At 24.8% G+C, this 16,663-nt stretch carries 14 protein-coding genes and 1 pseudogene; 2 read left to right on the top strand and 13 right to left on the bottom strand.

The genetic code is table 4. From position 1 onward, the window contains the following. Window positions 1–110 precede the first annotated feature (110 nt). From EXC57_RS01165 to EXC57_RS01155, 3 genes are read right to left on the bottom strand one after another with little or no spacing between them, the layout of a single operon-like run. On the bottom strand, window positions 111–1,013 hold the full coding sequence (locus EXC57_RS01165) for a hypothetical protein (RefSeq protein WP_004024923.1): 903 nt from the start codon (window positions 1,011–1,013) through the stop codon (window positions 111–113). Continuing rightward, entirely contained in the window at window positions 997–2,514 is a 1,518-nt protein-coding gene (locus EXC57_RS01160; protein WP_004024924.1) for a Z1 domain-containing protein, read from the bottom strand. Before EXC57_RS01160 ends, EXC57_RS01165 begins: the two co-directional genes overlap by 17 nt. Next, window positions 2,507–4,543, bottom strand: coding sequence for an ATP-binding protein (locus EXC57_RS01155; protein ID WP_129692533.1), 2,037 nt, complete (start codon window positions 4,541–4,543; stop codon window positions 2,507–2,509). Before EXC57_RS01155 ends, EXC57_RS01160 begins: the two co-directional genes overlap by 8 nt. Window positions 4,544–4,697: 154 nt before the next feature. Between EXC57_RS01155 and EXC57_RS01150 the strand changes: the two genes are divergently transcribed. Both EXC57_RS01150 and EXC57_RS01145 read left to right on the top strand, forming a co-directional pair. Continuing rightward, window positions 4,698–6,077: a phosphoadenosine phosphosulfate reductase domain-containing protein gene (locus EXC57_RS01150; protein WP_004024926.1), complete on the top strand. Its 1,380-nt coding sequence runs from the start codon at window positions 4,698–4,700 to the stop codon at window positions 6,075–6,077. After that, window positions 6,064–6,402, top strand: a complete 339-nt coding sequence (locus EXC57_RS01145; protein ID WP_004024927.1) for a hypothetical protein — start codon at window positions 6,064–6,066, stop codon at window positions 6,400–6,402. The genes EXC57_RS01150 and EXC57_RS01145 overlap by 14 nt, the downstream gene beginning before the upstream one ends. Before the next feature lie 34 nt (window positions 6,403–6,436). Here the strand turns inward: EXC57_RS01145 and gatB are convergent, their stop codons facing one another. From gatB to EXC57_RS01095, 10 genes and pseudogenes are all read right to left on the bottom strand, one after another. Next, window positions 6,437–7,927, bottom strand: coding sequence for an Asp-tRNA(Asn)/Glu-tRNA(Gln) amidotransferase subunit GatB (gatB, locus tag EXC57_RS01140; protein ID WP_050796841.1), 1,491 nt, complete (start codon window positions 7,925–7,927; stop codon window positions 6,437–6,439). Continuing rightward, window positions 7,914–9,308: an amidase family protein gene (locus EXC57_RS01135; protein WP_129692532.1), complete on the bottom strand. Its 1,395-nt coding sequence runs from the start codon at window positions 9,306–9,308 to the stop codon at window positions 7,914–7,916. The genes gatB and EXC57_RS01135 overlap by 14 nt, the downstream gene beginning before the upstream one ends. A 1-nt stretch (window position 9,309) precedes the next feature. Further along, window positions 9,310–9,588, bottom strand: a complete 279-nt coding sequence (locus tag EXC57_RS01130; protein ID WP_004025299.1) for an Asp-tRNA(Asn)/Glu-tRNA(Gln) amidotransferase subunit GatC — start codon at window positions 9,586–9,588, stop codon at window positions 9,310–9,312. After that, entirely contained in the window at window positions 9,572–10,657 is a 1,086-nt protein-coding gene (locus tag EXC57_RS01125) for a hypothetical protein (RefSeq protein WP_129692531.1), read from the bottom strand. The genes EXC57_RS01130 and EXC57_RS01125 overlap by 17 nt, the downstream gene beginning before the upstream one ends. A gap of 48 nt (window positions 10,658–10,705) precedes the next feature. Further along, entirely contained in the window at window positions 10,706–11,389 is a 684-nt protein-coding gene (locus EXC57_RS01120; RefSeq protein ID WP_004025301.1) for a uracil-DNA glycosylase, read from the bottom strand. A gap of 12 nt (window positions 11,390–11,401) precedes the next feature. After that, window positions 11,402–12,778, bottom strand: coding sequence for a hypothetical protein (locus tag EXC57_RS01115; protein ID WP_004025302.1), 1,377 nt, complete (start codon window positions 12,776–12,778; stop codon window positions 11,402–11,404). A 58-nt stretch (window positions 12,779–12,836) separates the two neighbouring features. Further along, a complete protein-coding gene (gene dnaB / locus EXC57_RS01110; RefSeq protein WP_004025303.1) occupies window positions 12,837–14,333 on the bottom strand; it encodes a replicative DNA helicase in 1,497 nt (498 codons plus the stop codon). Window positions 14,334–14,536: 203 nt separating this feature from the next. After that, window positions 14,537–15,511 carry an IS30 family transposase gene (locus EXC57_RS01105; protein ID WP_129692495.1) on the bottom strand — a complete coding sequence of 325 codons (975 nt, stop codon included), beginning with the start codon at window positions 15,509–15,511 and terminating at the stop codon, window positions 14,537–14,539. A gap of 141 nt (window positions 15,512–15,652) precedes the next feature. Next, window positions 15,653–15,856: pseudogene (gene rpsR / locus EXC57_RS05305) on the bottom strand (30S ribosomal protein S18); the annotation flags it as partial. A gap of 227 nt (window positions 15,857–16,083) precedes the next feature. After that, the gene (locus EXC57_RS01095) at window positions 16,084–16,650 is read right to left on the bottom strand and encodes a single-stranded DNA-binding protein (RefSeq protein WP_004024837.1); all 567 of its coding nucleotides are present in this window, start codon (window positions 16,648–16,650) and stop codon (window positions 16,084–16,086) included. Between the last annotated feature and the right edge of the window lie 13 nt (window positions 16,651–16,663).

The raw sequence follows: 16,663 nt of genomic DNA, 5'->3' as shown, positions 1-16,663 counted from the left end.
TATAAAAAATATAATATGAATTAACACACTCCATTTAAAGTAAGTAAACTAATCAACCATTGCTTGAAATGTTATGAAAATTTAATCATTTAAAAAAAGTAATCAGACATTTATTCAATGTATCTAATTACTTCTTTGATATCACCATCATTACAATTTTTGGTTGATATAGTTAATTCAAGATCTATTAAAAGATTATCATTTATCACGCTTATTTTTGGTAATGATTCATTTTTAATTTTAAATATTTTCGTATTGTCTAGATTGACAAGATAGTATGATTCGATTTTTTTCTTTCCATCTTCTTCAGAATTCTTATAATTATTTCATTTATCATATTTTGATTTTATTATTTCTGAATGTAAACCAATCTCATTATATAATTCAAAAATGTTCTTTCCTGTTTCTTTATCATTAACAAGTTGGTATTCTACAACATAAAAATCTCTATTAAATTCTTTTTCACTTAGTTGTCTATAATTTATTTTTATGTTTGAACTTAATTTTGTTGTTCCTTTTATATCAACACAAACTTTTTTATCATCAAAATAGAAATCATATAAATTATCATCACTATAATAATATTTTGTTAGATCTATATTAAGTTCTTTCTTAGCTTTTAATATAAATAAAGCTTCACAAATATCTCCTCTAATCTCACTATCAAGTGAACTTGGAAATATTTTTTTTCTAAATAATGAAACTACATAATTCAAACAATCATAGAATGATACTCTATAATTTTCTTTTTCTAATTGTTCATCAATTAACAGACATACTTCATCAATCATACTTTTTGGGATATCTATAAATTTAATAAAATGATAATTTTTATTTGTGATTTTATCATAACAAAGACCATGGTATTTTATGAATTGAAAATTTATATTATCTATGTCTTTGATTAAACATTCCTTTTCTTTTTCATCTAGATTTTCAACTTCAACACCTATGCCTATCATCTCAGAAACTTTAACAAAACGTATATATTTTCTCTTATCTAGATTTTCCATAAGATGTGCTCCTAATGTTTTTTTGACTATACAAAGCATCAAGATTTTTAATGTATTTTTTTAATTTATGATAATTAGATATTCCTGGTATAAAAATCTCCAAATATCTTTCAGTAATTTTAAAAATATCAATTAATTCTTTAGTCATTATGATTTTCATATATTTAATATCATTTTTTCTATACCCAAATCATCTAGCTCTTTGTAATAGAGTATCAACTGCTATTGTTTTTTTAGGATAATTTAATATAAGTTCAGTAATAAGGTTTTCATATGTTACACCACGAGACAATAAAACCCCACCAATTATTATTTTGTGTTTAATACTTTTGTCATAAAATAAATCTTTTTCTTGATTTTCTGAACTATTTAAAATAATGATAGTTTTTTCTAAATTATCAATTATATACTTAACCAATGTAAATATTTTTTTAGAATAAAATTCTTGATACATATCTTCATCAAAAAAACTAGGATTATTATTATTTATAAAAACCTTTCTGAACTCATTAAGTATTGCTACTTTTCTTTTTTCTATACTAGTAAAAGTATTTTTTAAAAAATCTATAAGTGTTTTATATACATTTAAATGAATATCATTTTCACAGTCTATATTAATTAGCATTTGGGTTTCAAAACATTCAATTGACTCATATCCATTATCATGTCACTTTCTAGCTGCATCATAAAGATAAATTAAAAAAGTATCTTCTATTGAATTTTTATAACTAACTTCAACATTGTGATTATTTTTATCTTTATATCTATATAAATAACATTCATTAGATCTTTTATTAAACTCAACTAAACCGCAATATTCATCACTATTTTTTAAAACAACAACTTTTGGAATTTCTTGCAAATTAAACAAGTCTTTGGAATTTAAAATATTTGCAAAAGGTGTAGCAGTAAAACTTATAAGTGTAACATTGTATAATCTATCATAAATTTCAAATATTTTTTTGTGGTACTCTGACGAACCTATTTTTGATGTGTTCACACTACCATAATCACATTCATCATCTATTAACATTACTTTTTTATCTTTTAAATTTTCATTATTCAAAGACTCAAATATTTTTTGAAAAGAATCCTTGTTTTTCATAACTGTAATCACATAAGTATAATTACCAGACAAATAATTATTTAAACCTGTTGAAACATGTTTTCCTAAAATTTTTATCTTTTTATTACAACTTAATACATTTAATCTATTTTCACTTTGTAATCTAAGAACTTCGGTATTACCCCCAAAGAAAATAACTAAATTTATACCCCTATTTGAAGCTTCATTTATCACATTTATTATGTTTGCTGTTTTTCCACTTTGAACATTACCAATGCAAATTATTCTTTGTTTTCCTAAATTTTTAAAATCAGAAAATATATTTTTTAAATTGAATTCATAAATTTCATCATTTTTTATGTTAATTGTTTGAACAAATTTATCTTCTTTATTTAAATCTAATTCTTCTAGTTCCAAGTAATCGACTTTATTCATCAAGGTCACTATTATCATTTTCCTTTCAATTCTTAGTGATACTAGAGAATATGTCTATAAAATTTATATCCATTATTGTGTCATCAATATATCCTTCACTAGTTTTGATTTCTATTGATGCTAAATCAAGCTTATGTTGAGCTAAAGTCATAGCCATAGTAAATGGATAAACAAAATTTCTAAATTTAATAATTGCTTGTTCTGAATTGGTCTCGTTATAAGGATTTCAAAATGGATGCAATTTATTTATTTTTATTTCAAAACAAATTTCGTCTGAAAGACCATCACTATCAATTTGCATTTTTGTAAAAGGTTCTTCAATATCTGAACAATAGATTATGAATTTATACTTTTCATTTTTATAATTAAATTTTCATGATGTTTTAGCAATCTTATCATCTTCATCATCATAGTTTATTATTTCTGAATTAATAAGACTAGTTGATGTTTTGTTTTTTCAATAATCAATATTTTTATTTAAAGACTTACAAGTATACTCTTTATCAAAACCTTCTATTTTTTTTATATAATCTTCAAAGTTTACAAATATTTCTAATATTTTTTTAAAATCTTGTTTTCAAATATTTTCTAAATTAGCTTTAAGATCATTTGTTGTTAAATTTGAAAAATGAAAATTAGCTTTATTAACTTCAGTTTTAACACCATATATATCAGCTTGCCCTATTAACCGCATTGGTGTTGTATTACCATCAATTTTTTGACCATTTCTTGCAACTGTTATAGGTTCTGGACGCTTTCCTTTAATTTGTTTAGTGCCACTAAGTGGTCCCATTAATAATCCTCTATTGTGATGAAAGAAATATAAACCTTGTAATTGATTTAAACTAACTCAATCTTTAATTTTTTCAATTTCCACATTATACTCTGTTTTTAATGCAATATTATCTGATACAACATTTCCATCTGAATCATAAAAAATATAATTGGTAGAAGGTAAATTTTTAAATTTATTTACTATACCTATTTCTAATGTAAATTCTTTCCCTTCTATAAAAATATTTTCATCAATCTTAACATCATTACCATTACAAAATTTATTAGCTAATATTTGTGCATTTTTAGATGTTTTTCCATCTTTATTATTTGCTATTTCGTTCATTCTAGAAATTACTTCTTTTTCAAAAGCACTAATTTTTTCTTCTCTTGATAAATTATTTTTTTTATTTAATAAAGCATCAAAAAGATTTTTCTTATTTAAATATTTTCTTTCAAAACCTAATATTTGAAATTTTTTTAACGATTTTTCATCTTGAGTTTTATATTCAAAAGTAATTCTTAAACATTTTTTAATATATCTTAAAAATTTTATACCCAAAAAGATTTGCATATATAAAAGCAATGAATTTGAATTGCTAAAATAGTCAAATTTATCAACAGCTTTATTTATGTTTCTAATTCTTATTTGAGTACCTGCAAAATTTTCTTGTCTTTTTGAAATTGGAGATTGCCTAACCTCTATATTGCATTCTTCTTTTTCACTTTTCGTAGATGTTTCAAGGTTAAAAAAACTAATATTAAAAGAATTTTTTCTTCTTGTATGAACGGAAACATCTTTACCAAGTCAAAAACAAGCAGATTTCATACCTATACCATGTTGGTTTAAATCATTTATTCCTTTATCATCAACATCATACATTTTTGATGCTTGTTTTAATTCCTCATAAGTCATACCTGGCCCATTATCTACAACTATAATTTCTGACTTATTGTTTTCTTCAGTACCAAAATTATTAACAACAAATTTTATATGTAATTTACTATAATCTCTTGTATTAAAGCCTTCATCTATATCTTTATTTTCAGATGCAGCAAAAGTTTTTTCATAAGCAGATATTGAGTTATCGATAAATTCTGAAATCATTAATGGAAAATTATAATCTTCTGATGCAAACCTTGTGAATTGATGCTTAGTATTTTTTTGGTATATAACTTCTTTGTCTTTTGTTTCTGTGTATTCGTTATATTCATCATCTAAATTTATATAATCAACATTATTTTTTTCGTTCATTTTTTCCTCATCTTGAATTTTTATATATTTAACAAAAATCAAAAATGATACTACGAAAAAAACTTCATCATTAAAACCAACTATAGATGGTTTTAATGATTATTTGTAATTTTTAAAATCACTATATTGTTATTAAATAATACGGTGATTTTGTATGGAAATAAAGAATACTGGATTATCAATCAATTTGAAACAAAATAACGAAAAACTTTCTTTACAACAAACTAGAAAAGATCATTATGAAGAATTATGCAATCATATGCCATATAAAGATAAATTAATATGAGCAGAAGAGAAAATAATAGATTTTTTAAATTGATATAAAAAGGAAAATAAAAAAGAAGTTCTTGTTTCATTTAGTGGTGGTAAAGATTCAACTGTTTTGTTAGATTTAGTTGCAAAAGTACATAAAAAAATTAATTCTGATATATATCTTGTACCAGCATATGCTATAGAAATAACATTTCCTTCTACTGTACAATTCATTAAATCAACAGTTGAGAAATATCAGGATAAATTTTCTTACATAAAAAATCCATTATTTGTCAAACCAATTAAACCATGAATTGAAATTTTAAAATCTAAAGGATATCCAATTTATTCTAAAAAAATTTCGACAATGCTTAATAGATTAAAAAGAAGTAAAACAAAAACACTATTATCAAAAATTGCTTTTGGAATAGAGCCAAGTGCAAAATATAAAATTTCAAAAAATAGATTATTCTTATTAGATTCAGAAATGACTTATTTCATAGATGAAAATGGCAACAAAATAAATTATTTTTTTAGTGAAAAATGCTGTGATTATGTTAAAGGTGGATTAAAACATGATAAAAGACCTAGTTTTATAGGCACAATGGCAAATGAGTCAGAACTCAGAAAACAGTCATGAATAAAAAATGGTTGTAATATATACAATCAAAATCACCCAATGAGTAGACCAATATCAATTTGAAACACCAATGATATATGAACATACATTAAAGAAAATAAATTAATAATAAATGATGCATATGGATATCATCCAAACAAACACAATATTAATGAATTAAGATTTTCAAGGTTGGGTTGCACAGCTTGTCCTCTAGGAAGTTCACTTGAAGAATACATAGCAAATAAATATTCAAAAGATGATAAATTGTCAGATGAATACAAATATAGAAATAGATTTGAAAAACTATATGATTATATGCCAAATCTATATGAGTCTCAAATATGAAGAACCGGAATGTATAGCATAATAGCAGATATGGATATAAAGATTAGAAATGATCAAAAATACATGAAGTACTATTATGAGAGAAGAAAAAAAATTAATGAATGATATGAAAACTTAAACATAAATTTAATTAGAATAATGGTTCAAATTGAATTGAGTGATAATAATTCTACTAATTGAAAATATACAGTTTCAGAATTCAATAAAGCTCAACAACATTTTAAAACCAATTATCAAACAAATAAAAAAGAAATTGATCAAATTAGAAAAAAAGAAAAAAATTTGAAAGAAAAAAGCAAGAATGAAAAAAAGTAAAAATGTGGAAAAATTAGTTCCCACACCTTTGGAATTTGAGAATAATTACAAATCATTTAATATCGATGTATCAAATTTTTTATTAGAACTAAGAAAATTAATGAATAAAACTATTGATCAATTTGTTTATGATTTGGGTTGAGCAAACGACAAATACTATTCAAAAATTGTTAATGGATTTAAAAATAAAGATGGAACAAAATCATATTCCAATCCATCAGTTAATTATATTTTTGGGGCATTAAAATACGCATTCGAGAATAACGAAGAGTGAAAAAACAAAAAAGATGAAATAACATTATTAGTTTTTAAATATTTTTTATAAAAAAAATCACATAGTTAAACTATGTGATTTTTAACTAAATTAATTTATTATCAAAAACTAAATTTTCTTTATCTTTACTGTCTTGATAGGTTTTTAAGAACTTATTAAAAACAGTTGTTGTAACTTCTGGATTTGCCTGCCCATTAGTATCTTTCATAACCATACCTATGAAGAATTTTTCAACACGTTCTGGTCTATCATTATATTGCTCTAACATTTTTTTGTTTTGGTTTAAGTAATTAACTAAAACATTTGCAATTATTTTTTCATCAGTGATTTGTTTAAAGTTATTTTTTTCTATAATATCTTCTAAACTATCATTTGTTTCATAAATAAACTTTAAGATTTCTTTTGCTTGTTTTCCATTTATTTTTTTATCCAATAACATTTTAATCATGTTAGAAATTTTATTTATCTTTTCTATTTGGATATCATTAATTGATTTATTATCTTTTGAAATTAAACCTACTAATTCAACACATAATCATTTAACAACTTCATTTGCATTATTAACAACTTTATTCATTTCTTTAAAGACTTTAAATAAATCATAATCATCCATTAAAAGATTAATGAATTCATTGCTAACATTTTCTTTTTCTAAATTAGAAATTATGTCGTTAATGTTTACATAATTTTCTTTGATTGTTTCTTTTATAAATTTATCATCAATTCTTCTAACATGAATATTTGGTTCACACATATAGTGGTAATCTACTGCGTTAGTTTTTAATCTCATGAATACTGTTGAAAATGTTTTATCATCAAATCTTCTTGTTTCTTGTTGGACAGATTCATGTGTTGATAATGTTGTGTTAATTTGTCTATTAATTTCAAACTCAATTGCTTTTTCTACATTAGAAATAGAATTGATATTTTTTATTTCAACTCTTGTACCATATTGTTTAGAACCAATTGGCATTACTGATATGTTGATATCAGCACGCATAGATCCTTCTTCTAATTTGGCATCAGAAATATTATTAAATACTAATATTCTTCTTAAAGCTTTTAAAAAAGCTGATGCTTGTTTAGAATTTTTTATGCATGGTTTTGTAACAATTTCTATTAATGGTAATCCTGCACGATTATAATCTAATAAAATCTTGCCATCTTCAATTGTTTGTTTTGCTGTATCTTCTTCTAAATGAATTCTTTCTATATCAATAAATTCATTGTTTCCAATATCAAGTTTTCCATTTTTTCCAATCGGATAAAATTGTTGTGTAATTTGGAATCCTTTTGGTAAATCTTGATAAAAATAATTTTTTCTATCAAAAATAATATCTTTAGAGATTTCCATATTTAAAGCATGAGCTAAAATAATCCCTTTTTTTATACACTCTTTATTTGGTTGAGGCATAACTCCTGGATGCCCTAAATCAATTGGTGATATATTTGTGTTTGCTATATCATTATGTGAACTTTTAGAACTAGAAAACATTTTAGTTTTTGAATTTAAAACAACATGTACTTCTATCCCGATAACTGGAGTAAAATTATGTTTCATTTTAATCTCCTCCATTTAATTTGTTGTTTATATATTTTGCAAAAGATAAAACACTTGCATCTTCATTTATTTTTCCCATAATATTAATTCCAATTGGATACTTATCAATTTTTCCCATTGGAACTGTAACAGAAGGATAACCACCAAAATTAGCAATTTGTAAATAATCATCAGTTTCTGTATCATTATATTTTTTTGAATTTAAATCATCAATTAATGGTGCAACAGAAGAACTACCTGGCATTAAAACAAAATCATATTTTTTAAATACATCTTCAATTGCATTTATAATAAGTGTTCTCATTTTTTTTGCTTTTAAAAAAATGTCTTCATAGTTTTCTTCTAATGTACAGAAACTTCCAATAACAAATCTTCTTTTTAACTCTTTACCAAAATTTTTAGTTCTGGTTTTAATTATTTTTTCATCAAAGTTTTTACCATTTTCTTTTTCACCAAAAACTATTCCTGTAATGTTTTGGTAACAACTCACAGCTTCAGAATAACTAACAATTTTATAAACTGAAGGAATTAATCTTATTAACTCTATTGGATAATCTATAAAATCTATTTTTAAATTATTAAATTTTTCTTTAACAGTTTTTAAAAAAAGTTCTTTTTCCTTTGGTTGCATAAATTCAATAACATTTTTAAAAACTGCAATTTTAGAACTAGTTTTAAAACAATCTATATTTTTATAAAGCTCTAATGGTTTTATATTTTGGCTTGTAAAATCTTTTTCATCGTAACTTATCATAATGTCACTAACAATAGCAGCATCTGTTACTGATTTAGTTAAAACACCAACATGATCAAAACTTGGAGCATATGGAAAAACACCATATCTTGAAACTAATCCATAAGTTGGTTTGTAACCAACTATTCCATTATAGCTTGCTGGTTTTCTAATAGAATCACCAGTATCTGTTCCAAGTGCAAAAGCAACAGTATCGTTTGCAACTAAAACAGCACTACCAGAACTTGAACCTGAAGTAATTCTATTTTTATCTAGTGGATTAAATACATGCCCATAACTTGAAAAAGTTCCAGTACCACCCAATCCGAATTCATCTAAATTTGCCTTAGCAACAGGGATAGCTCCTGCTTTATTTAAATTTTCAATTACTGTAGCACTATATGGACTATTATAATTTTTAAAAAATAAAGAACCACCAGTTGTAATCGTATCTAATGCATTAATGTTATCTTTAATAGCATAAGGTATTTTATTTATTAAACTTTTAGGGTTATCAATAACATATTTATAATTTTTAACTAGTGTTATATAAGCATTATTATCTTTTTGTTTTTCTAATTTAGAATAAGTGTCTTTTAAAAGTTTTTGTGCAAAGTCTTTATCTTTTTTGTTATTAGTTATAAAATCTAGAATTTTTGACATATTAAACTTTAACTAAACCTTTTTCTATTTCTTTTGCACATTTTAAAAGTTTTTCTTTGTTTTCAAATTCAACAACAACATCTTCTCTAAAATCATTATTGACACTTATATTAACAAAATTAGTTGGGATAACTCCATCTAGATTCATTGATTTAATAGCATTTAAATCTGATATAGATTTGCTGACTTCATCTATAATAATTTCAATCTCTTTATCAGTTAGATCTATCATTAATTTATTTGATATTTCCTTCATAGTTTCTTTATCTATTTTTTTCATTAATAACTCCAGTTTTTTTCATTTCCAAATTACTTGGGGTTTTATCAATAAAATCATCACGATAATTGTATTTGATCAATGGGGCTACAATACTGTATACAGGATAAATAAATACCATATTGAAAACAATCATTGGTATAAACAATAAGATTCTAATTGCAAATCAATCAGTGTATTGTAGTGTACTTAAATCAGCATCAAAAAACGGCATCATTATAGTATTGATAATTGTTTCGTTAGCAATTACACAAACAATTGCTGGACAAAAAGTTAAAAATTTATCAGTTTTAGGTTTTTTTCTTTTACCACTTTTAGTGTATTCAATTTTATTTATGTTATTCCCTTCTCCAAATGTTGATGGATTAAGTTTTTTCAACAACATTTGTCTTCTTCAAGAAATAAAGTAAAACAATCAAATGATTCCTATAGTTAAACTAAAAAAAGATATAAATATAGAAATTATCATTGTAAAAGTAATTTCTGGAAGATCTATAAAAAAATTTAATTTAATTGGGTGGTTAAATGAAACACTATAAAAATAAAAAAAAGATAAAACTAAAATAACAATTAAAAATATAGTGGAATAAATTGAAAATTTAAATTTGTTGTTTGATGAATAAGTAACAATAGTTTTGATTAATCCACTTAATAAACCATAAGCCATTGCAGAAATAAAATAACCATAATGGAAAATACCAGCTGTCATCACAACAGATAAAATATCTGTTAATAATCCAATAAATATACCAGTAAAAGGACCAAATAATAAACCACCAATTTTTATGAGGATTCCCTCAATTGTAATTCTAGTACCGGGGAAAGCTCTAAATAAAACAGCAAAAGCATTAGCTGTAATAACTGTTAAAAGTAGCAATACTGCAACAGATAAAGAAACAACCATTGCTATATATGCGATCCCATTTATACTAGGACGCGGAAAAATATAATACTTGTTTTTATATCTTAATTTGTAAAAAACTTTTTTTACAGTGGCAACTGCTATTAAAGCCACAAAAAAAGCTAATACAATTAAAACTATTTGGACTGAAGATATGCTAGTAGTTTCCATAATATAACCCTTTTAATTGTAATTAATTTTAATATAACAATACAAATCTTATCAATTTAATTTATTCTTTCCTAACCTTAGTAAGGTTTCATTTATATCTTTAAAGACATTAGAACAATAAAATGCCTTTTTGTCTTGATCTTTAAAACCTTTTTTATAACTTAAAGGTGATGGATGAGAGGTTTTGAAAATAATATGAGAATTATTTGTAATTAGTTTTTCTTTTTTAAAAGCATTGTTGCCCATTAATAAAAAAATAACATTATTACATTTTACATTTATAAATTTAATAACATTATCAACAAATATTTCCCACCCAATTTTAGAGTGACTCATTGGTAAATTTTCTTCAACTGTAAGACATGTGTTTAATAGCAAAACATTTTGTTTTGCTATATCTTCTAAATTTGGATTTATTCTATTTACATTTAAACTTCTATTTATTTCATTGAAGATATTTTGTAATGATTTTGGAGTCAAACCATTACTACAACTAAATGCTAATCCATCTGCCATTCCTTTAGAATAATATGGGTCTTGACCTAAAATGACAACTGATAAATCATTGTAATTAAAAAAATTAAAGCATCTAAAAATCTTATCCTTTTCAGGGTATATGATTTTATTAGAATCATATTCAAGATTTATAAAATGCAATAATTTTTTAAAATAATCTTTTTCTAATTCAGCATTTATTATTTCACTTCATGTTGTGTCAACATTTATTTTCATAGTTTATTTAGATTATGAATTAGTAGAAGCATTTAAAGTAATAGTTTTTTTAAAACCAGAGGATAATGTATTTCTATAATTTATAATGTCTTGATTAGTTGTAACTTTGTTAAATTCATTAGCTTTATTTAATCATGTAGTTAGTGTACTACCATTTTCTAACTTTCTTTTTTCAACCTTTGGTTCATCCTTATTTTCTTCACCAGTTTTTTGTGCTGGTTTTTCTTGTTCTTCTTTAGGAATTAATGATTCAGTTAGAGCTTCTGCAAAACCATTTTCATATTTTTGTGTTGAACTTTCGGTTTTACTTTGAGTATCACCATTTTCATTAGTTACACCCATGTAACTGTATTGAACACCTGCACCAACTAAAGTTATTTTATCTTTTACTTCTTTATAAGTTACTTCATTGTTCGGCTTTGTTTGATTTGTTGTCTGTCCACTATTTGAACCAGAGTTATTTACTCCATTTGTTTTGTCATATGGAATGCTTTGATCTGATTTTACTGAATAAATAGGATTAATATTAACTTCTAATTTAGACGATAGAGTAAAAGAATCTTTTGTTGCTTTTGTTCCACCTCATAATTCACCTTTTGAACCAACATATGAATTAACTTTGTTGTGGTCTACTGATGTTTTAAAAGGATTGCTATCACCAGAATAAAAATATTTCATTGTGAAAGAAAAAGTTAACTTAGATGTGTTTTGAAATTGAAGATTACTCACTTTATATTTTTTTGTATTTTCTTTTGGAGTTTCTTTATCTTCTACAACATCTGTAACTTTAAGTTTGTCATTTTCATTTGGTAAAAAATTAGAACTTGCTTTGATATCAATTTCAGCAATACTTAATCTAATTTCTCCACTTCTTCCTTGGTTTAATGTATTAGCAGATGCATATAGAAATTCTTTTAATAAACCATTATTTCCATTTTCAGTATACATTCCAAATAATGGATTATCTGTTTCGCTTGAAGTAAAACCTATATGACTTCCTGTAATTAAACGACTAAATAAAGATATTTCTGGAATAATTCCTAATGAAAGTAATAAACTAAATTCTTTATTATCATCAACTTTAGTTTCTTTTTTATCTTTATAAAGTTTTGAATTAGTTCAATCATAAGCAAATTTTGAAAATTCATCGTCAATTGAAGTTTGACCATTAGAACCATCTCCAGCTGATTCTCCATTTTTTTCCGCTAATGTTTTTCCACCAACAGCACCATTCCCGCCAGTTCCACCACCACTACTACTAGGTGTTGTTGTAAATTTAATTGTTGCTGCAACACCATGTTGACTCATTGGAGCACATGAAGCTAACAAGAATGGGGTTGTAAGTAACACAGGAGATAAAAGTAATAAAGATAATTTTTTATTAATCATAATAATCCTATTCTAAAATCACTAATAATATTTTATATTAATATGGCCATTATTTATACTAATTCATTTTATTTTTACTTTCTTCATCATTTTGATTTAATGTAGTGAATAAATCAAGATATAAACTTGTATCTTTTTTAAACATTAAACTTGTTGATCCAGTTGACCCATTTCTGTTTTTAGCAACAATAAACTCAACCAAAACATCATCAGAAGTTACACTTGAACTATTGTTATTATATGGCTGATTAATTGGGTTTTTATTTTCTTGAGTTTCATTAATAACATAATTTAAAAAACAAACTAAATCAGCATCTTGTTCAATAGAACCAGATTCTCTTAAGTCAGAAAGCATTGGTTTTTTATCTCCTCTTCTTTCCTCTATCTTACGAGATAGTTGTGCTATTGCAATAATTGGAATATTAAATTGTCTAGCAATACTTTTAAGTGATCTTGATATTAATGTAACTTCTTGTTGTCTATTTAATTGGTTATTTTTTGTACTACCTTTTAATAACTGTAAATAATCAACAACAACTAATTTTATATCTTTATCATTTGACATTTGTTTTATTTTTGACTGAATGTCCATAATTGATAAATCACCAGTGTCATCAATATAAATTGGAAGTGAGTTAGCAAAATCAATCGATGTTAAAACACTTGCTCATTCATAATTTGTAAATCCACCAGTTTTAAAAGTTCCACCATTAACTAATGATAAAGATGATAAAATTCTTTGACATACTTGTGAACTTGACATTTCCATAGAAAACATTAAAACACCAGGTGTTCTTTTTTCGTTTAATTCAGCTGTGTCTTCTTTTTGCTCTTCTATTTCTTTTTGATCTGAAACTAATTTTTTGGCAGCATTAACTAAGAAATTAATTGCAAGAGCTGTTTTACCAATACCAGGTCTTGCTGCCAAAATTATCAAATCTCCACCTTGAAAACCATTAGTGAATCTATCGATTGTTGGATAACCTGATGAAATTCCTGTTAATTCTTGTTTAAAGTTTCTAAGTTCATTAAGTTTTGCTTGATATTCTTTTAAAACACTTTTTAATACTGATATTTCTTTACTTTTTTTGTTGCTTGTAATATTTAAAAAATCTCTTTCAAGATTTCAAAGTTTTTCTTTTGATGAAATAACATCTAGTTTTGTACCAGTTAATAGTTGACCAAACTCTTTGATTTTATTTTCAATGGAATTGTTTTTTATAATCTCAATAAATTGTAAAATGTTTGTTTGATAAGAATAAAGACTATAAACCTCAGTTACATATTGTTTAAAATTAGCAAATTGAATTTCAGGGTTATTTTCAAAATAAGTTAAAACACTTAAAAAATCTGTATTTTTACCATCTACTCTAAGTGAATTAATAACTATAAAAATACTCCTATTTCTATATTCGCTAAAATCATCACTTTGTAATTGCAAAAATATTTCATCAACATTTTCACCTCTTGGATGCATTGCATGTGATAAAACAATTCTTTCAATTTCAACAACTGAATTTTCTAAACCTGAATGAATTTTATCGTTATTATTCATAGCTTATAATCCTTTCAAAATACCATATATAAAAATATATGGAGAAAAAGTTAATTATATTATTAACACATGAAATATTATAACAATAAAAAACTAGAAACAATTTCGTTTCTAGTTTTTTCCCTAACTGACATGTGAAGTGCAACACTTCAATGTTACATTAAACTCTCGACTTTGAAATATAAGTTGAGAGTTTTTTTGTTTTAAATATTTTCTTGATACATTTGGTAAGCTGTTTTATAACCAAACATTTTTCTTGGGATGTTGTTTACTTTTCATTCAAGAGTTTTTATTTTATCTTCACTTACTAAACTGAAGTCAGTTCCTTTTTTATATCATCTTCTAACTATCCCATTTATGTTCTCGTTGGACCCTCTTTGGAATGAAGAATAAGGTTGGCAATAATAAACTTTAAAGTTGAATTGTTTTGCAGTTATTCCCATCATTTGAAACTCTAACCCATTATCAACAGTGATGCTTTTTATTGGGAGTTTTTCATCTCGAATAATGGTATACATTTTAGCCATCATTGATCTAGCGTTCTTCCCTTTTATTTTTCTAATAATTGCCAACCTTGTTTTTCTTTCCACTAATGTCAATAAGTGGTAATAACCACTTTGCCTTTTACTAACTATTAGATCAGCTTCTCAATGTCCAAATTCTTTTCTATTGTTTATCTTTTCTGGTCTTAGACTATAAGGAATGCAGTATTTTCCATCAATTTTAGAAAATATACCTATTTTTCTTCTTTTTCCTTTAACATATTTTCTTCTTAAACAATCTCTTCTTTGTATCTTTCAAATCTTGCTATTGATTCATCTAAATACTTGCCTAGCACTTGGAACTTTAACTAACGGATAGTTTTCTTTTATTCAAAAAATTGTAGCTTCTACACCATGAGATTTAGGATTAAATTTTTGAATAAAAAGATCTGTGAAGTTTTTGTACTTCAACATAAAAAACATATGACAATTTGATTTTCTTCTAATGTATTTTTTGTGAGCAGTTGATGAATAATAAATCCCTGTTGAAGATGTGTTTCTTTTTAATTCTCTTGATATTGTTGATTTGTTTTTATTTAAGATTTTTGCAATCTTATTCATAGAATATTTTTCTTTATTTCAAAGAAAATAAATTAAGCATCTTTCTTCTTTTGTTAAATGTTTATAAGTTTTCATAAGCACTCCTAATATTCATTATCTTTTTATTAGTGAACACTTACAAACAAAACAAATGAAGTGCACACTCTTTTTTGAGTGTTGCACTTCACATGTCAATCGAGCAAAAAACTAGAAACAATTTCGTTTCTAGTTTTTTAACTAGTCTTTAATGTAGGGTATTAATGCAACAATTCTTGCTCTTTTAATTGCATTAGCTACTCTTCTTTGGTGCATAGCACAAGCACCAGTTTGTTTTCTAGGAGCTATTTTTAAATTATGAGTTAAGTATTTAGAAATTAATTCTACATCTTTGTAATCAACATGGAAAATTCCTTTTGCACATAATTTACAGAATTTTTTTCTTTTAACAAATCTACCTTGTCCATAGTTGTTATATTTAGGTTTATGTGCTGGACTTGTAGTTTCAACAGGAGTTTTGTTTTCAACAGTTGTTTTTGTTTCTTTTGTAGTTTTTAAATTAGTTTTTTTATCTTTTTCAACTGAAGCAGCTTTTTTTGTTGTAGTAGATTTAGTAGTTGTTTTAGCTGCAGTTGTTTTTGTTTCTTTTGCCATTATTAACGCCTTTCTTATTATTTAAGTTCATTAACTCAATCTAGATCTTCTAAATCAATATATTCATCATCTGATTGAATTGAGTTTTCTTGGTTTGTTTTGTTATCAACAGCATATACATCAAATTCATCATCTTCAACACCGTTTGAATTACTTAATATTGCATCAATATCTTCTTCACTCATTGATGTTTGAGAAAATTCATTTGTACTGTTTACATTGTTAAAGTTTTGTTTATTTGAATAATTTTGGTTGGCACTTTGGTCAATGCCTGATTTTCTTGAACCACCAAAATGTTTGATTGTTTCAATAACAACTTCCATAATGTAAGTTGTTTTACCTTCTTTTGAAATATAACTTCTTCTAATTAATTTTCCATCCAAAACAACAGCATCACCTTTTTTAAAATAAGTGTTTATATAGTTTGCTGTTGATTGTCATGCAACACAAGGAAAAAAGTATGTTTCATTTTTATTTCAATTATCAGAACAAGCGATACTTAATCTTGATTGTGTAATTCCATTTTGTGTAACAAACTGTTGTGGATCACTTGCTAAACGTCCTGCTAAAAATACTTTATTCATAATATAATCTCCA

The organism is Malacoplasma iowae (assembly GCF_900660615.1).
In the GTDB taxonomy this organism is placed as follows: Bacteria; Bacillota_I; Bacilli_A; order Mycoplasmatales; family Mycoplasmoidaceae; genus Malacoplasma; species Malacoplasma iowae.
The sequence above is the reverse complement of the archived record's forward strand: the minus strand, read 5'-3'. Positions and strand labels throughout refer to the sequence as shown.